Raw genomic sequence first — 21,944 nt, forward strand, 5'->3', positions numbered from 1 at the left:
TTATTATAACGAAAAACGACATAAAAGGGAATGTATATAAGTAAACGTTTACAATTGTAATAATTTTTCTTTGAAAATATCTCTTAAAAATTCGGGTAACAGGTATTCAATGGGTTGATTTTTCAACATTGGGAAGTAACGGCCAAAGGTATACATATCGACCGTACCTAATGTGTAAGTCTCATCATCTTTAATTTCTTCCCCATTAATGAAGTAACGTTGTTCAGACTCGATAAAGCCAAGATTATACAAGATATAACCGCCAAAGATATCGCCTCTAAATCCTAGTCCTTGTGCGTGTTCATGCATATATTCTTGTTTTTGACTTTTATCAATGACAGCTTTGAGTACATCGCCTGATAATCGAATGCGCACTGCATTAATTGGATGTGGCAACATTTGATGGATATCATATTCTGTAATTTCATCACTCGATATACTTTTAACAATCAAGCCCGCGTTAATAATCGTCGCATCAGCCTGACTGAACTCATAAATACTTTCTGCTAATAGATATGCTGTCCGTGTAATGACATCAGTTTCTCTAGGCAAGAAGGTAGGTTTCGATAACACAGGTGTATTCATCAAAGCTTTGCCTTCTTCGTCAAAATGCGTTTCGACTTCAGGTAACGTCTCTAGCGGATGTAACATCGCAGTCTTATCAGTGACCTGTTTATCTTCGATCTCTAAAGTCACTTCACCCAAGTAATGTCCGTATTTTCCAGCAGCGGCCATCAACACACCATTATTTACCGCCCCGTGTTCAAAGTAGTGGTGGGTATGGCTACCTAAGATCACATCAATTTCAGGTAATTCCTGACACAATTGTTCATCAAAGAACACACCTACGTGACTGAGAACAATCAATACATCATAATCTCCTTCATGCGCATGAACTTCGTCTTTAATCGCTTCTAACGGATCAGTCACGACCCAATCAAGCGCACGATAAAACGGCGTGAATGGTGCAGTGGCTGCGACGAAAAGGATACGCGTATCTGCTACTTCTTTTATTAAGGATGACACAAAGCGATTTGGTAAGTGACCTTGTTCGTCAAATACGTTCGCACATGTCACATCAAAATCAGCATCTTCATATAGCTCATTCAATGCATCATGTGAAATCGTCATCCCTTCGTTATTACCAATCGTCACGAGGTCGCACCCCGCTTGATTCAAGAGTGAGATGTTCTTTTTACCGAGTGTCGCTTCGGTCACCGGTGTAGATAAATCGACATGGTCTCCAATATCTAAGTAAAGAGAGGGATGATTTAATAAAGGTCTGTGCTCTGAAATATACTCAGTGATGCGTGCATATTCTGCAAGATGACTGTGTATATCATTCGTATGATAAATCGTTAACTTCATTCATATCCTCTCCTTATTTTATAGTAATGATTTGATAACTAAATACAATCCAAGTAATAATAATACTGTTCTAAGCATAGTTACAACTGTATTTGACTTGAACTGTTGATTGACTTTCACTCCGATCTGAGCTCCGATAAAGCTAGAAATCATGAGCACGAGCGCATAACCCCAGGCTACATGACCTTGGACAATATGACCAAAGGAACTCATTAAGCTTGAGAAGAAAATCATCATCATGCTTGTACCCACTGCCACATGAGGTGGGAAACGGAAGACGATTAACATAAGGGGTGTCATCAATGCCCCTCCACCAATACCGAATAAACCAGTGATCAATCCAATCAATAACGTTGTCACAAAAGCGACGAATGGTGGCACATGATAATGATATGTATGACCTTCTGCATCAATATATGTTTTTTCGTATTTTTCTTTCGCAAAGTATTTAATCGGTTTTAATTTATTTCTTACTATGAGTAATGCTGCCACGAAGATGAGAAAGATACCGAAGTATAAATTAAAGGAATCGAGAGTTAAATAACGACTGATGAATGTCCCTATTAATGACCCAGGTAATAAACCAAATAGAAAGATAGAGCCATTCTTCACATCAACTTGTTTTGTTTTCAGATAGGCTAAAGTGGACGACAACCCTGTCACAATTAAAATCACAGAGGAAGTCCCGATCGCGATCTGTGGCGTAATATCATTTAACAGATCGTGTTCAACACCTAAATAAACGAGTGTGGGCACAATAATGATGCCCCCACCAATTCCTACGAGCGATCCTAAAATCGCTGATAAACCACCTATGAGCACTAATAATATAATCGTTAACATCGAAACAAACTCCTCAGAATAATTTTAATTGCTGTGGTGCTAAGCCTTCATAATCGATGCCTAATAATCGTTGGTATGTTTTCGCATTTTGTGCGGCATGTCCACCTGAATTATTGTTAAATACGACATAGACGTCTTTCGCCTTTTGATCTAGTACACGTACTTTACTCACTAACTCCGTGAGTTCTGCTTCACTATAATCATATAAATAACGCACGTCTCGCCATGCTTGATCTGTCATATCTTGTTTCGTCCAACCTTGTTTATTCCGCCCATGATATCGCACAAAAGCCGTCGTATTCGTAATGCGATTCACAAACGGCACAGAGCCTTGCCCCACTTGTGGCTCATCGCACACCGCATGAATGAGCTCATGTTGCGTGAGAAAGCTCAACGTTTCTTCTTTAAAACGGTCATTAAACCATGATTGATGGCGAAATTCGATACAGACTGGATAGTCTTTTAACTGTTCGCGCACGTAGCGAATATACGTAATATTTTTTACATTACAATCAAACCATGGTGGGAATTGTACTAAAACCATGGCCAACTTACCAGATGCAGCAAGTGGCTCTAACATGTCTTTAAATTGTTTAAATAACGCTGCTCTTGATTCTGCAAAGTCTTCCACTTCTGCGTGCAATGTGAGCGCTTGATGGATCTTCACTACAAACTGAAAGCGATCCGGCGTTTGTTTTATCCAACTATTAATATTGCGTGCAGGTTGTACTGCATAATACGTGGCATCTAATTCTACGATGGGAAAATGACTCGCATACGTCTTGAGTTTGTCAGATTTGCGCTGTAGGTCTTCGTATAGCATGTCGTGGTCGCCCCATCCTGTTAGTCCAATATTTATCATAGTATCACCATGTTTATGATACCATAGATAAATTTAAGGATTCACTTTAGACACGTTGATTTACATGGATTTAATATTCCACTTCAATACTAATAAAACAAGACTGAAACGATAAAACGCTTCAGTCTTATGATTAAGGGATACTTTAAAATCTATTTTCTATTGCTATTGTTATCTTATATTTCCCGGGAAATGTGCACGCCCTACTTCTTACGATTGCTTTCTTGCCTTACGTAAATCGCTGCGTGCGGATACGTTAGATTCGAGTTTGCGTTGTTCTTCTTCATCCATTTCGTCTTCGATTTCCATACCTAACATTTCTTCAATCAAGTCTTCGTGGGACACAATCGCGTCAGTACCACCGTATTCATCGAGGACGATTGCGAGATGTTTACGTGTACTTGTCATTTTTCTAAGCACCCATTCTGCACGGTTATGTTCATTCACAAACAATGGTTCAGACATGTATTTCTCGATATTGTTTTGTTGTTCACGGCTCCAAGCAAGTAAGTATTTAGAGTGGAAGACACCGATGACGTTATCAATATCACCTTCATAAACCGGATAACGCGTATAAGGATGTGAAATGACCGTATCATATACCTCTTCATAATCCGCTTCATTTGAAAAGGCAATCACGTTGATACGTGGTGTCGTATTAACATCTGTCACTTTCAACGTATCGAAGTTCATGACACCTTGTAAACGACTGCGTTCACGCTCGTTAAATGCACCTTCACTACCTGCAATTGTCACCATTTGGCGGATTTCTTCTTTAGAATAACGTTGTTTTTGTTCTTGACCTCCAGAAAGTAACTTATTGATACCGTCTGTAATCGCATTTAAGATTTTCGTAAATGGTTTGAAGATAATAATGAAAAATCGGATGGGTGTATAAACAAGATAGGCAATACGATCAGGATACGTCGCTGCCACTGATTTCGGAATGACTTCTGAAATAATCAAGATTGTGACCGTGGTAATCGCTGATGCCACACCAACACTCAAGCCTAAATCAACCGCCATTACTGTAACAAGGGTCGGTAAAATGATATTCGCGATATTATTACCAATCAATACCGTTGTGATGAATTCACTAGGTTTACTTAATAATTTTGATAATTTCTGTGCTTTCTTATTTCCTTGTTGTGCTGCAGTGTGTATCTTCATCTTATTCGCAGCCGTTAATGCCGTTTCGCTACCCGAGAAAAATAGCGAGGCAAATAACAATATCAATATTGCAATAATCATTAAAATATAGCCCCTTTTTATAACAAATACAAAATATAATCTAACATTTCCAATTCAATCAAAGCATCGTGGGCCCATCTATCGACCCACCATTAAAAATAGTCATTTATGCTTTATTATGCGCTGTTTCAAATTGATTTTCAATATTTTCGTTTAACTTAAACACGATCAAACGTTCACCCGTACGAGAGCTAATGTCCGTGTGAAAGCTTTTAACTGTCGTGCCAGTGATTTCAGCAATCATGTCGTACAATTGGGAAACACCAGATTCGACCAGCGTAGAACGTGTCCGTTTAATCGACAATAGTCCTTCCTGTGTCTGGGAGACCGCATATTCCGCGGCTGTGAGTATACCTTGTAAATCCACGATAATCATATCTCTCAAGATATCCGTTTTCACTGAAATGGAACCTCGTCCGAGATATTCCTTTTCCCATTTCGTGATCGCTTTACTGATTTCCGCTTCACACGATCCTTTAGTTTGATGCATGCAAATCTACCTTTCTCTATCTTCAATCAGTATTTATGGAACACTGTTTTTTACAACATATAGTTGTTCTCTACCCTAACCATTCATATCATAGACACAAATGTGATAGATACTCTTATATATTATCACTTGCTACTTTCGATGGCTACTCCTATCAAACACACAACTTTTCTATCGTCCCATCTATTTATCCCGTTCATTTTGAAAATGAAACCTCGGATTCTAGCACAACTAGATCACCAATGATGCCAATCCATCACTTCGTCGATTGAAGCGAGTTTTATCCATCCATGTTCTACTTTTTGGGCAAAATCACTGTTGCTTTCTAATAAACGTGAAATATAATGTGTCGGTGCTTGAACAACGACAAGTAATCGAATCGGTGAATGGTACATGGAATCATCTGACTGCATGACAGATTGCCAAGGTAAGCCTGTCATTAAATCACTCCCGTTGCCTTGCATTAAACCTATCCCGGAAGTGACAGTCTGTGTCGTTTTATTTCCGCTACCAAAGTAATGCGGAGCAACCGTTGAAGCATAATATTGTAGGTTGATCCATTGGGCTACTGTTGCTGGTCCTGAAATGATGTCGTTCAACAGTGTGCCATCTGGATCTTGTCGCCAGTCATAATTATGTAAAAATGACCGACCTTCTAAATTACAGTTCGTGGTTAACTCTCGACGACCAATAATAAAGGATGCATTGCGTGCTAAGCCCCATTCTGGACGGATTTCACTCCAATCATAAGCTCGTCGAAACGCTTCGTTTTTACTCTGTTTCTCTTGTGATGTGCTAAACCGTAAACGGCGCACTTCGGTACTCACTTGTGGCATGACCAAATTAATCTTGTCGTAAGCCGCTTTTGCGCGTTCCGGTAATTCAGGAACCTCGAGCCATTCTAATGTATCCGTCGTCGTTTGGTGTTGAGCCGCTGCAAATACAGTTTCATCAGGAATCTCAATCGCTTCTTGTACTTTTAATCGTTCCCTCACTTCATTTTTATTACATAATTGTGCGAGCACCTTCGCATTAAAACCACTCGCCTGTCCACCACAAGCACCACAGTCTAAAGATGCGGCATAAGGATTATTCGTACTTTGGCTCCCATGGCCACATGAAACGACGAGCGACGCAAAATGATCGGTCATACCCATTAATTTCAACCCTTGCGCAACATAATATACTTGTTCATCTAGCGTTAAACCCACCGGCAAATGATGTTCTTTATCGTGATGAGAATAATCTAAGGTTAAATGAGTGGTAGGTTTGTTTAACCACTTCGAAGAGACTTTCTCTATCAGTTGACCTATTTTGCGAGGCACCAAACTACGCGTTGCGGTTTGCATTGTTAACCAAGGTCCACTTAATTCTGGTAACAACAGACTCGGCATGACATTTTGTTTCATCTTTTTAAAGGTATACCGAAACGTGCCAATCACACCTTTTCGTTGTTGATAATGCGCCGCTTTTTCCTCATCGGCGTAACTTTCAATTCTATGTTGTGGCTGTTTCATCACAGGAAGCGAATCGTGCGCATGATGGCTTCCTAGTTCACAGGTTTGAATCGGTAAGCCGAAAAAGCCTGCCACACCAATGGTTTCAAAAGGTCCTGCGAATTCAAGTTGTCGTCTAAACTGTTCAGATCTGACATCTATACAAAAAGCGAGCTGTGCATCAATGTGATTCGATTCATCACGTTCAATGGGTTCCGTTAACAATTGAGATTTTAAGCCAGCTTCATACGTCGCTTCCCAAGCTTCTAATAAGAGGAGTTGTCTTGTTTGTTCATCAAATTGTAGCGCAAAATGAAGATAACGATGTTGTACATAGATGGATTGTTGTTGCCATGACACTTTCGTAAAGCAACCAGTTAAAATCCAATTATTAATAGCCATTCTTATCGTTTCTTCTGAAATTATTTGACGTGATGGGCTTGAAACTGGGAGTACATAAGCTAAAAACGCCCATTCTAATGAGATTCGTATCGCTAAATAATCTAAGAGTAAAGGTGTCTCCACGTCTGTGTGTTCTTGTTGCCATCTCAGCATACCTGCCCAGCCATTCAGTTCCAACAAATGTCCTTCTAGATAACTTTGAACTTCTGACATTGGTATTGCTAAGGCTGATAAGCTTTGTAAGAGTGCCGTTTCAGATTTTGAAGGCAATGATTTTAAGCGCTGACGTTGAACTTTCGGTAACGCTGGATCATGGACTACGAGATGTCTCCATGCTTTATAAAAACCTTGTTCACGCATGGGTAATGTCCAAGAAGAACGTGCACGGTCCAAAAATAGTTTACACCATTTCATCATATGGTAATTGACCGTGTCGCTCAGCGGCTGACCATTATTATCCAATACGTCATGACTTAAAGGTATGGTATAATCAGTGACCCTTTGTTCATTTTCCTCAATTAAACGCTGGTCAATGTTTAAGTCAAGATTCAAATCCGCTTCAGTAGAAGGTTTGTAATCGTGTGCGATCATGTGATGACAATATCGATAAGCACCATCAGGATCTTGCTTAAATGGATGTTGCGACAACCACTGATTGACACCTTGTTCAACCATTGCATCATCTATTTCCCCTCTTTGGTATGCTTGTTGAAACATTTCTGTAGATGGAAGGGTTTCAACACCATGAACATTAGACCAACGAGACACCGACTCAAAGGTTTCATTTTCTAACTCTGCCCACGGTGAACGTGCTGCGAATTGAGATGTAGGAGAAAGCGGGACGATCACACATGACGCTTTCTTAACTAAATCTTTGATATCCAAATGTTTTAAATCATGATTCATCTTTTTTCCCTCCTCTCAATAGTTGATATTTTAAATAATGCGGATGTGTTTCCACTGTTTTCATATGTGGTTCACCGAGATGGATCAACCATAAGTAAAGTATCGCAAAGGCTTTAGAAGATGGATGTTGTGCTAAACGTGTCGTCACGATACTTCCCAACATGAGTACACCGATAATACAAATCACTACAAGAAGTGGCGGTTGAGTATCTCCAGTGACGCCTCCACTTAACCAGCTTTCAAAGACATAGTGAACGAAGAGGTAGACGACTCCAACAATCACTAAGGCACATAATCCTGCAACACGGGCAATCGCACCTTGTCCTAAGGCAACTAATTGCGTCCAAGCAACAGAAAGTGACCATCCGAGAATAATGGCACTGATTAATTGATAATTCCCTAATGACGTCGTGAACCAATAGATAACGGCAATAGCGACAGCAAGTACCCTACCTGCGATAATCCAAATATACGTTGTCCGTTTATTCATTTGTGAAGACGCTTCAAAATGACGTAAAGCAGATCCAGATTTTAAAAACAACGTCGCTTTAAAGATGCCGTGTAAAATGAGGTGAATGATTGCAGCACTGTACGCGCCTAATCCACATTGCACCAGCATAAAGCCCATTTGTGAGATGGTAGAACCTACCATTTGACGTTTGTAATCGACATGCACTAAGTTGATGCCAGATCCGATTAATACTGAAATTGTAGCGAATACCAACAATAGGAAAGTTGCGATGTCAGTGCCGTTAAACAGTGTTGAGAATCGCGTTAAGATGATGCCACCCGCATTGACGATTCCAGCATGCATAATCGCTGAGACTGGTGTCGGCGCGAGCACAGATTCGATTAACCAACGTTGGAATGGCCACTGCGCAGCCGGAATTAATACGCCCAATACAATGAGTAATAAGATAAATTGCAATAGCCATCCATTCATATTTTGAGAATCGACATAAGCTAAAACCGAAGTAATTTGCCATGTATCTGTTGAAATATGTAATAATATCATTGCTATAAGTAACGCGAACCAAGCGATGAAGAATAACGATGTTGTGACTTTCCCCGCTTCTTTTGTTACATGCCAACGTTGATTTAGTTGTAATAATCGCGTGAGGCAAAAAAGTGTAAGTCCCCAGCAGACAATAAAGGCCCTCACATCGTTACTCATCCAAGCTAATGAAGCAATCACTGTCATAAAAGTAAAAAGCACAAAATATTTTTTATAGTTGCGATCTCCTTTCAAATAATTGAACGAAAACCGCTGTAAAATAAGCCCAATGAATAATACAAAGCTCGCTAACAACCACGCCAATGGATCTAACTGCCAAAAGTCAGTAATGATAGGACGTTCAGTTGAAAACAACCCCACTACCGCTATAATCGGAGGTAACGCAAGTAGCCAAAGATGAACTTTTATATAATTTCTAGATGTTATAGGTGAAATTAATATTAAACTACTCAAGATACAAAGACCTAAAGCAGCTATAAACAACATGAATAACAGCTGAATTGATATCACTAAAACGATGCTCCTTTATCACATAAAAAAGCCGACAATAAGCAACACCACGCCTTTGAGACGTAAGTATTGTATTGTCGGCTTCAAGATGAACTACTCCTACTTTAGAGCGCTCATTTGCTACCTATGTATGTATTTAATAAACATGATTCATTATCATCTTTTTCGTATTATCAATTTTTCATTAACGCAACGCTAAAGCATGAATCCGTTTTTGACTGCAATACGATTAATATACAGCACTTCAGTAGTGCTGTCAAAGTTAACACTAATCTCTTTGCAATAGAACAAATGTAATAATGTTTCAAAATTTAACCCCTAAATAGACATATAGATTATAAAGATATTCTCTGTTCAGATTACAATAAAATATATTGACGTACTACTTTGTTATGCTATTATTGTATTAAGTTACCATTACATATATTTTACACGTAGCAATGCAAGAGTGCGCACATATATGAATAAAAATGATTATAATTTGTTAATAACAGATCTTTATAAAATATAAAGTTTTAGATTAATTCGAGATTAATAGACTAAATAGAGACCGTATAATTTCATTCTAGTACAGGAGATGATTATGAAATATTCTTTATTTAGAAAATATGATGTGATTGAATCTTTCAGTTTATATCTGATTTGTTTCCTTTCAGATTCCCTCTTAACTTTTTTCAAAAATTTAAAACCAGAAGACAATGATATGGTTTATATCTTCTTGAAAAGTATTTCTGATTTTCAAATTATAGTAATAATATTTCTATCTCTAATTTTATTAGTGTTTCATTACAAAATTTTAACAAAAAGAAAAACAGAAATGTTTTGTAGAATCCTAGTAGGAGATACAAAATCTGCCATTAAACGGCGCTATATGATCCACAGTTTTTCAATATTATTTATATCTTTTTTATTAATAACAACGCTCAATTTAATCATACAGACAAATCCATTCAGTAATCTCTATTTATTATGTATATTTGTAGCTTATATTTTGGTTAGTACAAGCAAGGTGCAAATCTATGAAAATATTTAAATTTTTTATAACTAAAATAATGTTTACAAAGCCTGTTTTTATAATTTCTATGACTGTATTACTTTTTTTAGTGAATTATTTTGCTTTCATTGGTAGTCGTTCCATAATTTCTACATTACAAGGCTACCAAGAAATCCAAGTGTTAAATAAAAAAGGTAGTTATATTGCTAACTTAGATCCAAATAGTGACATTAATACAGATAAAATTAATAAAAAGGATACACAAAAAATCTATAATTATTTAAATAAAAATTATAACTATGCTTTTCAGGCTAATGGTTTCGTTACTGAATTAGCCAATAATTATGACATGGAAGTAACGCTAAATTATATCAATGAGGCTGCATACAATCTTAACCAATATGACTTCCCTCAGAACAACAAGCTCTACTTTAATTATGATCATAACAAAGAAGATATACCTGTTATAGTAGGACCTGGAATTGCTGAAAGTTATCCTATCGGCACTTCAATGAAAATACAAGATTCGGTTTTAAATCGAACTCTCAAATTAAAAGTTAATGGTGTTTTAAATAGTAATACACATCGTTCTAATTTTTATGCTCCAAATTCAAAAAATTACTATAATTTTTCTATATTTGTACCTTCTACTAAACGTTTTATTAATGATTCAAATGTAGATCTTCAATTAAATGGTCTTATGGACTTAGTATTACTTGAATCAACAAAAAAAGAAGCTGAAAAGATTAGTAAGTATGTAGAAGATAACTTAAATATCAAACTTAATTTCTATAGTCAAAAAGAAAACTTTCAATATTTCGAAAGGTATTATATTAATTCTATAAAAATAATTGGTCTACTTATGTTTATCTTAATCGTCATTTTATTGTTACTAGCATTATGGAATATATCAACTTCTATAAAATTAATGATTAAAGAATTTACAATCAATCTTTTAGTCGGTATGAGCTACGCAAGACTAAGAACAATTTTCTATTATTATTTCGGATTATTGTTTCTAATCAATATAATGATTATATTTTTAATAACTCTTTACTCTAGGTATAAAGTTTGGTTAGAAAAAGATGCTATTTTTGCAACTTATGGCACTTTCGGATTGATAGATATAGATTGGATTGCTCTTTTAATTGTTACCTTAATAGATATAGTTATTGGAATCATTATAGTTGAGCTGTCTATTAAAAAATTGAAAAAGATTCCTATTTCATTAGGGGTGTTACAATGAATAATATAATCAAACTGAAGATAAATAAGAAAAACTTCAAAAATAAAGAATATGCAATCTTACAGAATTTCTCTTTAGAAGTAAGTGAAGGAGAAACACTTGCTATAGTCGGTGAATCCGGTGTAGGGAAAACTTCATTACTAAATATTCTTGGTCTTATTGATACTAAATACCAAGGTGATTATCACCTTTTCAATACTAACGTTAAAAATTTAAAAGAAAAACAACATGCACAATGGCGAAATAAAAGAATCGGGTTTGTTCTACAAGAAGCTGCACTTATCAATTCATTATCTATAGAAGATAATATTAAACTACCTCTTCTTTACGCTAACTTAGAAAACCATATTAATAAAAATGATTATTTTGATTATGTCGTAAGTAAAATTGGAATTGGTTCATTATTAAATAAAAAACCCCTTGAATGTTCAGGTGGTCAACGTTCAAGAGCAGTGCTAGCTAGAGCAATAATCATGCAACCACAAATTATTTTGTCAGATGAACCCACCTCTTCATTAGATGATCAAAACAAGGAACATATTATGGATTTACTTTTTGATTTAAATAAAAATAATAATGCTACACTCATCACTGTAACGCATGATCCAAATATTGCTCATTGTCACCAACGAATAATTCAACTTGAAAGGAGTGAATGATATGGGATTTTGGATTATGTTATTCTCATTTTTCTTTGGTATTTTCCTCACTATTCTAGGCATTTCACGTAGAAAAGATGGTGCTATATTTATTACCGCTTTGGTTATCGGTATCGCCCTCATACTTTTCGGTGTTTACCTTGCTTTACCTAAATAAAGCATCAATCACATTCATCTAACATAAATAAAGAGGCTGGGAACTCAAATCCCAGCCTCTTTTTCATCTTCTCTTTATCAAATACAGTGGCAATCTTAACCGATTGAACCTTCCATTTCGAATTTGATTAAGCGGTTCATTTCAACTGCATATTCCATTGGAAGTTCTTTTGTGAATGGTTCAATGAAGCCCATAACGATCATTTCTGTTGCTTCTTCTTCAGAAATGCCGCGGCTCATTAAGTAGAAGAGTTGTTCTTCTGATACTTTAGATACTTTCGCTTCGTGTTCTAATGAAATGTTATCGTTGAACACTTCGTTGTAAGGAATTGTATCTGATGTAGATTCTTTATCTAAGATCAATGTGTCACATTCAATGTTTGAACGTGCACCTTTCGCTTTACGTCCGAAGTGAACGATACCACGATAGACAACTTTACCACCGTCTTTAGAGATGGATTTTGAAACGATTGTAGATGACGTATTCGGTGCTTTATGAATCATTTTAGCCCCTGCGTCTTGAACTTGACCTTTACCTGCAAAGGCGATAGATAATGTGCTACCTTTCGCACCGCGACCATTCAATACACAGTTTGGATATTTCATCGTAAGCTTAGAACCTAAGTTACCGTCAACCCATTCCATATTACCGTTTTCGTGAACCATTGTACGTTTAGTTACTAGGTTGTATACGTTGTTTGCCCAGTTTTGGATGGTTGTATAACGTACGTGCGCGTCTTTGTGCACGATGATTTCAACAACCGCTGAGTGTAATGAGCTTGTCGCATAAACTGGTGCTGTACAACCTTCAACGTAGTTTACATATGAGCCTTCGTCCGCAATGATTAATGTACGTTCGAATTGACCCATATTTTGTGAGTTGATACGGAAGTAAGCTTGTAATGGTGTATCGAGTTTCACGTTTTTAGGAATGTAAATGAATGAACCACCAGACCATACTGCTGAGTTCAATGCTGCGAATTTGTTATCTGCAGCTGGTACAACACTTGCGAAGTACTCTCTAAAGAGATCTTCATTTTCACGTAACGCACTATCTGTATCTTTGAAAATGATACCTTTTTCTTCCAATTGTTTTTCCATGTTGTGGTAAACCACTTCTGATTCATATTGTGCAGAGACACCTGCTAAATATTTTTGTTCTGCTTCAGGGATACCCAATTTATCAAATGTACGTTTGATTTCTGCTGGTACTTCATCCCAAGAACGTTCTGTGTGTTCAGAAGGTTTAACATAATAAGTGATGTCGTCAAAGTCTAATTCTGATAAGTCGCCACCCCACTGCGGCATCGGCATTTTATAGAACATTTTCAATGCTTTAAGTCTGAATTCAAGCATCCATTCAGGTTCTTCTTTCATGTTAGAAATTTCTCTGACTACGTTTTCTGTTAAGCCTCGTTCTGATCTGAAAATGGACACGTCTTCATCGTGGAAACTGTATTGATAATTACCCACGTCTGGTGCTTTTTTAGCCATTTCAATCACTCCTTTTATATATTCAAAAACCGCGTTGTTCACGTGTTAAAACTTTATATTTAAAAACCTCATTCATCCTGGTGTTGTCTCAAGTGTGAATGGAATATTACACATTGTCAACAGTCTGGGCCGTTTACTCTTCAGGTTTCCCTTCTCTTTCAACTGTGCCTTTTTCCAATGCTTTCCATGCGAGTGTGGCACATTTAATGCGTGCCGGAAATTGGGACACACCTTGCAAGGCTTCAATGTCTCCCATTTCCTCACTAATATGATAATCTTCACCAAGCATCATCTTCGTGAATTCTTGACTCATTTTCATCGCATCGGCTAGTGTATTTCCTTTAACAGCTTCAGTCATCATAGATGCACTAGACATTGAAATAGAACAACCTTCACCGTCAAATTTGGCATCTTTAATCACACCATCTTCAATATCAAACGTTAATCGAATGCGATCGCCGCACGTTGGATTATTCATATCAACGGTCATGCTGCCATTGTCCAATGTGCCTTTGTTTCTCGGATTTTTATAATGATCCATAATAACTGAACGATATAATTGATCTAAATTATTAAAGTTCATATGAGAAAAACTCCTTCGTTTGTTTCAATGCTTCGACAAGTTTATCAATATCTTCTGTCGTATTGTAGATATAAAAACTTGCACGAGCAGTAGAAGATTGATTTAACCATTTCATGAGAGGTTGTGCACAATGATGTCCAGCTCTTACCGCAATACCATCTGTGTCTACAGCAGTTGCGACGTCATGTGGATGTACATCCTTCAAGTTAAAAGTAATGACGCCTGCACGACGATCTTTTGGAGGACCATAAATTTCAAGTCCATCGACTTCTTGTAAACGATCATAAGCATATGTTGTCAGTGCTTTTTCATGTTCATGAATCGCATCAAAACCAATTTGGTCGATATATTTGATAGCTGCTGCGAGACCAATAGCTTCTGCGATTAATGGTGTACCTGCTTCGAATTTCGTTGGCAATTCTGTCCATGTTGCATCGCGTTTTTCAACGAAGTCAATCATGTCACCACCATATTCGATCGGTTCCATCTCTTGTAACAATTGACGTTTACCATATAAGACACCAATACCAGTTGGCCCTAACATTTTATGACCGCTGAAGCTGTAGAAATCTACGTCTAAATCTTGAACATCTAAAGCCATATGAGGTGCAGCTTGTGCCCCATCGACGCTGATGACTGCATCATGTTCGTGTGCAATTTCAGCGATGGCTTTCACGTCATTGATTGTACCTAAGACGTTAGAAAGGTGTGTCACCGCAACTAATTTCGTATTGTCAGTGATGGTTTCTTTGACGGCTTCAATATCTAATTCTCCGTCGTCTGTCATTGGTATAAATTTCAAATTAGCATTTTTACGTTTAGCTAATTGTTGCCAAGGTACGATGTTCGCATGGTGTTCCATCTCAGTTACGACGATATCATCACCTGCTTCAACATTCGCATCACCATAACTACGTGCGACGGTATTAATAGAAGTTGTCGTACCACGTGTAAAGATGATTTCTTCAAAATATTTTGCGTTGATAAAGCGACGTACGGTTTCACGTGCACTTTCATATGCATCAGTCGCTAGCGAACCGAGTGTATGCACACCACGGTGTACATTGGAATTATAACGTTCGTAATAGTCACTCGTCGCATCGATGACTTGGCTTGGCGTTTGACTCGTCGCGCTTGTATCAAGATAAACTAAATCATGCCCATTCACTTGTTGCGCTAATATCGGAAAATCTTTTTTTATTTCAGAAACATTTAATGTATCGGTCACTGTTATCCCAGACCTTTCTTCATAGAAATCATTGATTCAACCTTAGTTGGAACACAATGATACATGTCGCGTAGGATCTGGGAAACAAGGCAAGATAGCTTCATCATGAGTTGCATGCCATTCCGATTCTTACCTTTTGAGATAGTTGTATTAACTCATCTCGATTGGTGCGCTCTATCCCAGACTCACTCGTTACGCTGACTAAGGTTATTTATTAATTTTCAATTCGATTACTTCACGGAGTTGTGCTTTAACGTCTTCGATTGGTAATTCACGTACTACCGGATCTAAGAAGCCGTGGATGACAAGACGTTCTGCCTCGTGACGAGAAATACCACGACTCATTAAGTAGTAAAGTTGTTCAGGATCTACACGACCTACAGATGCTGCGTGACCTGCTTCAACGTCATCTTCATCGATGAGTAAGATAGGGTTCGCATCACCACGTGCATTTTCAGATAACATCAACACACGAGATTCTTGGTTCGCAACAGATTTTGTACCGCCGTGTTTGATGTGACCAATACCATTGAATACAGTAGAAGATTGATCACGCATAACGCCATGTTTCAAAATATAGCCATCTGTTTCTAAACCGTATTGAACGATTTTAGATGTTAAGTTAATTTTTTGATCGTTCGTACCTACAACAACGGATTTCAATTCACTTGTTGAGCGGTCCCCAACTAAGTTTGTTGTGTTGTCGATGATTTGGTTACCGTTATTCATTAAGCCAAGTGCCCAGTTGATTGATGCATCTTCGGCTGCAGTACCACGACGGATAATATAGGAAGTAAATCCTTCATCTAAATAATCCACCGCACCATAAGAAATGTTGGCGTTAGGGCCTGCGATGACTTCAGAGATGATGTTCGCTTGGTTACCTTCACCTGAAGCATCTGATAAGTAGTTTTCTACGTAAGTGACTTCAGCACTTTGTTCCGCAACAACAATGACGTGGTTATAGCAGCTTGCGTTATCGTCATCATGATGTACCACGTAGTGAATTGGATGTTCAACGACTACATTTTTAGGTACGTAAACAAAGATACCGCCATTTACGAGTGCTGCGTGTAATGCAGTTAAACGGTGTTCATCGACAGTGACTGCCTCTTTCATGAAATATTGTTGTACGAGGTCTGGATGATTGACAACCGCTTCAGCTAATCCTTCGATGATCACACCATCTTTTTTAGCTGAATCTGCCACACTTGAAAATGCGATGTGGTTGTTGTGTTGTATAATTAAATTTTCAGACTTTTCGACATCGATAATTTTCTTCAATGAATCTGGTAAGTCATCCATTGTATCGTAGTCTGTGCCTGTTGTATCTTGTTGATTAAACGTATCAAAATCCCATCTAGAGATTTTCGTTTTATCTGGTTTTGGCATTTCTAAAGTTTCTGTTAACGCTAACGCTTCTTTACGTAACTCTGTGAGCCAAGAAGGTTCGTTATGGGCTTGTGAATACTCAACAAGTTGATCTTCAGAAATGTTTAATGTTTGAGTCGTCATACTTTTTTCCTCCCATTTTGATGATTCGTATCACTTTCAGCGCATTGCTTGCTTGAAAAATGAACAGATTATTCTTCTTTTTCGCCGAACTCTTCTTTAACCCATTCGTAACCTTCTTCTTCAAGACGTTTAGCTAATTCTGGGCCGCCTGTTTTAACGACTTTACCACCGTACATTACGTGAACTTGGTCTGGTGTAATGTAGTTGAGGAGACGTTGATAGTGCGTAATGATTAATGAACCAAAGTTTTCGCCTCTCATTTCATTAATCCCTTTAGAAACGACTTTCAACGCATCGATATCTAAACCTGAGTCGATTTCGTCTAAGATCGCAAATTTAGGTTCTAACATCATTAATTGTAAGATTTCGTTACGTTTTTTCTCACCGCCAGAGAAACCTTCATTTAAATAACGTTGCGCCATATCAGGATCGATATCTAAGAATTCCATTTCTTTATCTAATTTTTTAATGAATTGCATTAAGTTGATTTCATCGCCTTCTTCACGTTTCGCGTTAATTGCAGAACGCATGAAGTCCGCGTTAGTTACCCCTGTAATTTCTGATGGATATTGCATAGCTAGGAATAATCCAGCTTTTGCACGTTCATCGACATCTAGTTCTAATATATTTTCACCATCTAATAATACTTCACCTTGTGTTACTTCATAAGTTGGATGACCCATGATCGCAGATGATAATGTAGATTTACCTGTACCATTAGGCCCCATGATTGCGTGTACTTCACCAGTATTAATTGTTAAATTAACACCTTTAAGTATTTCTTTATCCTCAATAGACACATGTAGGTCTTTAATTTCTAATGTTGATGGCATATATATTCCCTCCGTAATATGATATATGTTCCATATCAGTTTATAATAATTGTAATCTATAGTCAAAACGGTTTTAAACTCGCTGTATCAGTAAATTATAACTTAATTCAGCGGTAATATAAACCTTTAGAACCTCTAATTTAAAATAATTCTTAAGTCGTTATTATTTTTAACTAGCTCATTTTTAAGCAGTAAATGATAATGACAAAACCCCTGTTCTCAATAGGCTTTACCCTCAATTTACAATTGTAATATTCCCTTATTTGAGTGAATCATGTACCTACTGTTTATTTTCTTCTTTTTAAAATAAATTCCATGAATCATTCAAGCTTTCTTTTGTAACGTACATCATATTGTTGTACCGTTCTTTCACTATATAAAATAATTCCGAGTTACATTAAAATGTGTTAATATCAGTGTTAACTGTTATATAGAAAGGAGAACGAGATGTCTAAGTTTCGTTGGTCTAATATCCTGCGTGGATTCGGTATGGGATTATCCGATCTCGTACCTGGTGTCAGTGGTGGAACAATCGCCCTATTACTCGGTATTTATGATGACTTTATTCGATCAGTCAGTGGCTTGTTCTCAAAAAGATTTTGGCCTAGTCTCCGCTTCTTACTACCTATAGTAATTGGTATGGGACTCGCTATTATCTCGTTCAGTTCACTTATTAACTACTTGCTTTCAGAACATACGATTGTCACAATGTTTTTCTTCTTAGGTCTCATCATTGGAATCGTGCCTTATTTACTTAAAATATCTAACGTGAAAGAAAACTTTGATGTGAGACACTATGGTTTAGTCTTACTTGGAATCGTGATCTTAGTCGTAATCACCTTATTAAATGGTGGAAATAAACACGGCGGAGAATCACTCGATTTGAGTATGGGACTCGTAGTTAAATACTTTATCGCCGGTATCTTTGCCTCAAGTGCAATGTTATTACCTGGTATCTCTGGTTCGTTCATGTTACTCGTCTTCGGCGCATACGGTACAGTCACCTTTGCGATATCCGAACTGGTTTCATTTAACTTCTCAGCGTTACCGATTATCCTTATTGTCGGCTTAGGTATTATTACTGGTTTCTTACTCTCAAGTAAATTGATCCAATACTTATTGAACCATTTTACATATTTAACCTACGCGATGATCCTTGGTTTCGTCATCGGTTCACTTTATGCCGTGTTCCCTGGCCTACCAAGCTCAATTGGTGAATGGGTATTAGCCCTCATCACTTTAGTCATTGGCTTTGTGATCAGTTTTATATTAGGTTCAATTACCGCAAAACAAGATGCAGAACAATAAAGAAAATCCTCGGCCCGTTTGGCCGAGGATTTTTTGTTTGCTTTAAATACAGATGAACAAAGTTTGATTTCCTAAAGAAACAAAAATAGCAGTGGATAAACTAATAACCACTGCTTTTTCTCTGAAGCTATAACGTTTCGTCTCAGCCTCTACTTCTTATTATTTCGCTGGTACAACTGCACCGTCGTATTGTTTGTTGATGTAATCTTTGATTTCTTTAGATTGTAATGCATCAACTAATGCTTTAATGCTGTCGTCATCTTTGTGTCCTTCTTTAACTGCGATTAAGTTAGAGTAAGGGTTGTCTTCTGCTTTTTCTAAGACGATTGAGTCTTTCTTAGGACTTAATTTTTGGTCGATTGCGAAGTTTGAATTGATGATAACTACGTCAGCATCTTCGTTTTGATAAATCTTAGGTAAGTATTCTGCAGATTGTTTGTTGTTGAATTTGATGTCTTTTTTGTTTTCTACAATGTCGTCGAATTTAGCATCTTGAATTTTAACGCCTTTTTTCAATTTAATTAAGTCTGCGTCAACGAAGAATTTTAAGAAACGTCCTTCTTCTGCTGGATTGTTAGAAACGTAAACTGTTGCACCTTCTGGTAAATCTTTTAAGCTTTTATATTTTTTAGAGTATACAGCCATTGGTTCTAAGTGAACGTCACCTGCAGCTTCAATTTTGTAGTTTTTGTCTTTTTTCTCAGTGTTTAAGTAAGGTGTGTGTTGGAAGAAGTTCGCGTCCAATTCACCTTTATCTAATAATTTGTTTGGCGTCGTGTAGTCGTTGATTGTTTTAATTTTAAGGTCGTAACCTTTATCTTCTAAAATCGGTTTAGCTTGTTCTAAAATTTCAGCGTGTGGTGCTGGTGATGCCCCAACTGTGATTGTTTTATTCTCTTTAGAGTCGCCATCGTTACCACAAGCAGCTAATGTTACACCTACAATAAATAAAACTACTAAACTTAAAATCTTTTTCATAATTAAATCTCCCCTTTGTTTTTCATCGTTTGTCTAGTTTATTTGTAAACCAATCACCTAGGAATTGGATTATAAATACAATAATCAAGATTAAAATCGTTGAAACTAAAATCACGTCGTTTTGATTTCGAGTGAAACCAGTTAAGTATGCTAAGTTACCTAAACCACCTGCACCGATGACTCCGGCAATCGCTGTAGACCCTACGAGTGCAATCGCTGTAACGGTAATACCAGAGACAAGTGCTGGTGTTGCTTCTGGAATTAATACTTTTCTGACAACCGTCCAAGTATTCGCTCCCATTGACCAAGCGGCTTCAATAACCCCTTTGTCAATTTCTTTAAAAGCAATTTCAACTAAGCGTGCATAGAATGGCGCTGATCCAATAATGAGTGCCGGTAATGCCCCAGTTGGACCGCTGATTGTGCCGAGTACCAAACTTGTAAATGGAATTAATAACAAGATTAAAATGATAAACGGAATGGCACGGAATAAGTTTACTATGAAGGAAACGATACTATAGAACACGCGTGCGACTTTGGATTTACTTTTCGCTGAAAGAAAGAGTAAGACACCTAAAATCAATCCAAAAATAAATGCAAAAATAGTAGAAATCACTGTCATATAGAGTGTTTCATAAGTCGCTACCCAAACGTCATCCCATCTTACATTCGGCATTGTCAACATTTCTTGGAGGAGTCCACGTAAAGAATTATCCATGTTTCAACACCTCCACCGTTACCTGTTGTGATTCTAAATAAGATTTAAAGTCCTCGAATTGCTTTGTATCTAGCGCAGACAGTTTAACGAGAAGGAAACCAATTGCCCCATCTTTACTGTGTTTGATATCTGCTTCGAGGATATTCACGTCGATATGCTGCGTCTTCGTTATGTATGAAATGATGGGCTCAGTCGTATTGTCACCCGTAAAGTTTAATCTCACTACATACTCATTAGGCGATAAATCGACGAATTCATCAATCGCGGTTTCAAAGTTATCGTTTAAATCGTCTTTGACGAAGCGACGTGTCACTTCATGCTCTGGATTCTCAAATACTTCTTTCACGGTACCTTGTTCAATCACATGACCGCTTTCCATGACTGCGACTTCATCGCAAATTCGACGTATGACATGCATTTCATGCGTGATTATGATGATTGTTAATTTTCGCTCATTTTTGATTTTTAATAATAATTCTAAAATTTCATCTGTAGTTTGTGGATCGAGCGCGCTTGTTGCTTCATCACACAACAGCACATTTGGTTCGTTTGCGAGTGCTCTAGCGATACCGACACGTTGTTTCTGCCCACCTGACAGTTCTGAAGGATACGCCGACTCTCTCCCGTTCAATCCTACTAATTCGACTAAATCTGCTGCTCGTTGTTTCGCTTCATTGCGGTTCACACCTGCAATTTCTAGCGGAAACATAATATTTTGAAGCACTGTACGTGACCATAATAAGTTAAAATGTTGGAAAATCATACTGACCTTCTGCCGTTTCTTTCTCAGTGCTGCTTTGGAAAGCTGTCCCATGTTCTCTCCATCGATGATAATATCGCCAGAAGTCGGACGTTCTAGCAGATTAAACATTCTGACTAGCGTACTCTTCCCTGCACCAGAAAAACCAATCACGCCGAAAATGGAACCCGACTGGATGTTTAAATCTACGTGATCCACAGCGTGGACGTCTTGCTTTTTCGTATGATATTTTTTCACAACTTGGTTTAATTCAATCATCGCAATGCCATACCTCCTTACCTTGATTCTCAAATAAAAAAGATGCTTCCTCTGAATATAAGAGAAAGCAT

Annotated in this window: 19 protein-coding genes; 4 read left to right on the forward strand and 15 right to left on the reverse strand. The window is 37.4% G+C overall.

Translation table 11 applies throughout. The features are described 5' to 3' along the window. Window positions 1-48: 48 nt before the first annotated feature. The 7 genes from ACSBRB_RS04205 to ACSBRB_RS04235 all read right to left on the reverse strand — a co-directional run bounded on the left by ACSBRB_RS04205 (window position 49) and on the right by ACSBRB_RS04235 (window position 9,119). Window positions 49-1,368 carry a bifunctional metallophosphatase/5'-nucleotidase gene (locus tag ACSBRB_RS04205; protein ID WP_435031747.1) on the reverse strand — a complete coding sequence of 440 codons (1,320 nt, stop codon included), beginning with the start codon at window positions 1,366-1,368 and terminating at the stop codon, window positions 49-51. 18 nt (window positions 1,369-1,386) lie between these two features. Continuing rightward, on the reverse strand, window positions 1,387-2,211 hold the full coding sequence (locus ACSBRB_RS04210; protein ID WP_435031748.1) for a sulfite exporter TauE/SafE family protein: 825 nt from the start codon (window positions 2,209-2,211) through the stop codon (window positions 1,387-1,389). A gap of 13 nt (window positions 2,212-2,224) precedes the next feature. Further along, window positions 2,225-3,073, reverse strand: a complete 849-nt coding sequence (locus ACSBRB_RS04215; RefSeq protein ID WP_435031749.1) for a DUF72 domain-containing protein — start codon at window positions 3,071-3,073, stop codon at window positions 2,225-2,227. A gap of 210 nt (window positions 3,074-3,283) precedes the next feature. Further along, window positions 3,284-4,324, reverse strand: coding sequence for a hemolysin family protein (locus tag ACSBRB_RS04220; RefSeq protein ID WP_435031750.1), 1,041 nt, complete (start codon window positions 4,322-4,324; stop codon window positions 3,284-3,286). Between the two features lie 106 nt (window positions 4,325-4,430). Beyond that, window positions 4,431-4,814, reverse strand: coding sequence for a Na-translocating system protein MpsC family protein (locus ACSBRB_RS04225; protein WP_435031751.1), 384 nt, complete (start codon window positions 4,812-4,814; stop codon window positions 4,431-4,433). A 236-nt stretch (window positions 4,815-5,050) separates the two neighbouring features. Then, window positions 5,051-7,618, reverse strand: a complete 2,568-nt coding sequence (locus tag ACSBRB_RS04230) for a DUF2309 domain-containing protein (protein WP_435031752.1) — start codon at window positions 7,616-7,618, stop codon at window positions 5,051-5,053. Continuing rightward, window positions 7,608-9,119: an NADH dehydrogenase subunit 5 gene (locus ACSBRB_RS04235; protein WP_435031798.1), complete on the reverse strand. Its 1,512-nt coding sequence runs from the start codon at window positions 9,117-9,119 to the stop codon at window positions 7,608-7,610. The genes ACSBRB_RS04230 and ACSBRB_RS04235 overlap by 11 nt, the downstream gene beginning before the upstream one ends. 1,043 nt (window positions 9,120-10,162) lie before the next feature. Between ACSBRB_RS04235 and ACSBRB_RS04240 the strand changes: the two genes are divergently transcribed. The 3 genes from ACSBRB_RS04240 to ACSBRB_RS04250 are packed head-to-tail and all read left to right on the forward strand — an operon-like array spanning window position 10,163 to window position 12,199. Further along, the gene (locus tag ACSBRB_RS04240; RefSeq protein WP_435031753.1) at window positions 10,163-11,383 is read left to right on the forward strand and encodes a peptide ABC transporter permease; all 1,221 of its coding nucleotides are present in this window, start codon (window positions 10,163-10,165) and stop codon (window positions 11,381-11,383) included. After that, on the forward strand, window positions 11,380-12,042 hold the full coding sequence (locus tag ACSBRB_RS04245) for an ABC transporter ATP-binding protein (RefSeq protein ID WP_435031754.1): 663 nt from the start codon (window positions 11,380-11,382) through the stop codon (window positions 12,040-12,042). Before ACSBRB_RS04240 ends, ACSBRB_RS04245 begins: the two co-directional genes overlap by 4 nt. Before the next feature lies 1 nt (window position 12,043). Next, window positions 12,044-12,199 carry a hypothetical protein gene (locus ACSBRB_RS04250; protein ID WP_435031755.1) on the forward strand — a complete coding sequence of 52 codons (156 nt, stop codon included), beginning with the start codon at window positions 12,044-12,046 and terminating at the stop codon, window positions 12,197-12,199. A 95-nt stretch (window positions 12,200-12,294) separates the two neighbouring features. Here the strand turns inward: ACSBRB_RS04250 and sufB are convergent, their stop codons facing one another. The 5 genes from sufB to sufC all read right to left on the reverse strand — a co-directional run bounded on the left by sufB (window position 12,295) and on the right by sufC (window position 17,851). Next, window positions 12,295-13,692 (reverse strand): Fe-S cluster assembly protein SufB, encoded by a 1,398-nt coding sequence (gene sufB, locus ACSBRB_RS04255; RefSeq protein WP_435031756.1) that lies wholly within the window; start codon window positions 13,690-13,692, stop codon window positions 12,295-12,297. Window positions 13,693-13,825: 133 nt separating this feature from the next. Continuing rightward, the gene (sufU, locus tag ACSBRB_RS04260; RefSeq protein WP_435031757.1) at window positions 13,826-14,275 is read right to left on the reverse strand and encodes a Fe-S cluster assembly sulfur transfer protein SufU; all 450 of its coding nucleotides are present in this window, start codon (window positions 14,273-14,275) and stop codon (window positions 13,826-13,828) included. Beyond that, window positions 14,265-15,503, reverse strand: coding sequence for a cysteine desulfurase (locus ACSBRB_RS04265; RefSeq protein ID WP_435031758.1), 1,239 nt, complete (start codon window positions 15,501-15,503; stop codon window positions 14,265-14,267). Before ACSBRB_RS04265 ends, sufU begins: the two co-directional genes overlap by 11 nt. Window positions 15,504-15,710: 207 nt before the next feature. Beyond that, window positions 15,711-17,018: a Fe-S cluster assembly protein SufD gene (gene sufD, locus ACSBRB_RS04270; protein WP_435031759.1), complete on the reverse strand. Its 1,308-nt coding sequence runs from the start codon at window positions 17,016-17,018 to the stop codon at window positions 15,711-15,713. Between the two features lie 68 nt (window positions 17,019-17,086). Further along, complete coding sequence (gene sufC, locus ACSBRB_RS04275) at window positions 17,087-17,851, reverse strand: Fe-S cluster assembly ATPase SufC (protein WP_435031760.1); 765 nt, start codon at window positions 17,849-17,851, stop codon at window positions 17,087-17,089. A 447-nt stretch (window positions 17,852-18,298) separates the two neighbouring features. Here sufC and popT point away from each other — a divergent pair, with 447 nt between their 5' ends. Continuing rightward, complete coding sequence (gene popT, locus ACSBRB_RS04280; protein ID WP_435031761.1) at window positions 18,299-19,159, forward strand: polyprenyl-phosphate transporter PopT; 861 nt, start codon at window positions 18,299-18,301, stop codon at window positions 19,157-19,159. A gap of 159 nt (window positions 19,160-19,318) precedes the next feature. On the opposite strand, the gene ACSBRB_RS04285 is transcribed toward popT, so the two are convergent. From ACSBRB_RS04285 to ACSBRB_RS04295, 3 genes are read right to left on the reverse strand one after another with little or no spacing between them, the layout of a single operon-like run. After that, window positions 19,319-20,137: a MetQ/NlpA family ABC transporter substrate-binding protein gene (locus ACSBRB_RS04285; protein WP_435031762.1), complete on the reverse strand. Its 819-nt coding sequence runs from the start codon at window positions 20,135-20,137 to the stop codon at window positions 19,319-19,321. 22 nt (window positions 20,138-20,159) lie between these two features. Next, window positions 20,160-20,855, reverse strand: a complete 696-nt coding sequence (locus ACSBRB_RS04290) for a methionine ABC transporter permease (protein ID WP_435031763.1) — start codon at window positions 20,853-20,855, stop codon at window positions 20,160-20,162. Continuing rightward, a complete protein-coding gene (locus ACSBRB_RS04295; protein ID WP_435031764.1) occupies window positions 20,848-21,873 on the reverse strand; it encodes a methionine ABC transporter ATP-binding protein in 1,026 nt (341 codons plus the stop codon). Before ACSBRB_RS04295 ends, ACSBRB_RS04290 begins: the two co-directional genes overlap by 8 nt. Window positions 21,874-21,944: the final 71 nt, after the last annotated feature.

It is taken from the genome of Staphylococcus auricularis (genome assembly GCF_051172115.1).
GTDB lineage: Bacteria > Bacillota > Bacilli > Staphylococcales > Staphylococcaceae > Staphylococcus > Staphylococcus auricularis_A.

Bases quoted from the DNA above. Each gene is read 5' to 3' on its own strand.
- ACSBRB_RS04205 (WP_435031747.1), bottom strand. From the start codon at position 1,368: ATGAAGTTAACGATTTATCATACGAATGATATACACAGTCATCTTGCA.
- ACSBRB_RS04210 (WP_435031748.1), bottom strand. From the start codon at position 2,211: ATGTTAACGATTATATTATTAGTGCTCATAGGTGGTTTATCAGCGATT.
- ACSBRB_RS04215 (WP_435031749.1), bottom strand. From the start codon at position 3,073: ATGATAAATATTGGACTAACAGGATGGGGCGACCACGACATGCTATAC.
- ACSBRB_RS04220 (WP_435031750.1), bottom strand. From the start codon at position 4,324: ATGATTATTGCAATATTGATATTGTTATTTGCCTCGCTATTTTTCTCG.
- ACSBRB_RS04225 (WP_435031751.1), bottom strand. From the start codon at position 4,814: ATGCATCAAACTAAAGGATCGTGTGAAGCGGAAATCAGTAAAGCGATC.
- ACSBRB_RS04230 (WP_435031752.1), bottom strand. From the start codon at position 7,618: ATGAATCATGATTTAAAACATTTGGATATCAAAGATTTAGTTAAGAAA.
- ACSBRB_RS04235 (WP_435031798.1), bottom strand. From the start codon at position 9,119: ATGTTGTTTATAGCTGCTTTAGGTCTTTGTATCTTGAGTAGTTTAATA.
- ACSBRB_RS04240 (WP_435031753.1), top strand. From the start codon at position 10,163: ATGAAAATATTTAAATTTTTTATAACTAAAATAATGTTTACAAAGCCT.
- ACSBRB_RS04245 (WP_435031754.1), top strand. From the start codon at position 11,380: ATGAATAATATAATCAAACTGAAGATAAATAAGAAAAACTTCAAAAAT.
- ACSBRB_RS04250 (WP_435031755.1), top strand. From the start codon at position 12,044: ATGGGATTTTGGATTATGTTATTCTCATTTTTCTTTGGTATTTTCCTC.
- sufB (WP_435031756.1), bottom strand. From the start codon at position 13,692: ATGGCTAAAAAAGCACCAGACGTGGGTAATTATCAATACAGTTTCCAC.
- sufU (WP_435031757.1), bottom strand. From the start codon at position 14,275: ATGAACTTTAATAATTTAGATCAATTATATCGTTCAGTTATTATGGAT.
- sufD (WP_435031759.1), bottom strand. From the start codon at position 17,018: ATGACGACTCAAACATTAAACATTTCTGAAGATCAACTTGTTGAGTAT.
- sufC (WP_435031760.1), bottom strand. From the start codon at position 17,851: ATGCCATCAACATTAGAAATTAAAGACCTACATGTGTCTATTGAGGAT.
- popT (WP_435031761.1), top strand. From the start codon at position 18,299: ATGTCTAAGTTTCGTTGGTCTAATATCCTGCGTGGATTCGGTATGGGA.
- ACSBRB_RS04285 (WP_435031762.1), bottom strand. From the start codon at position 20,137: ATGAAAAAGATTTTAAGTTTAGTAGTTTTATTTATTGTAGGTGTAACA.
- ACSBRB_RS04290 (WP_435031763.1), bottom strand. From the start codon at position 20,855: ATGGATAATTCTTTACGTGGACTCCTCCAAGAAATGTTGACAATGCCG.
- ACSBRB_RS04295 (WP_435031764.1), bottom strand. From the start codon at position 21,873: ATGATTGAATTAAACCAAGTTGTGAAAAAATATCATACGAAAAAGCAA.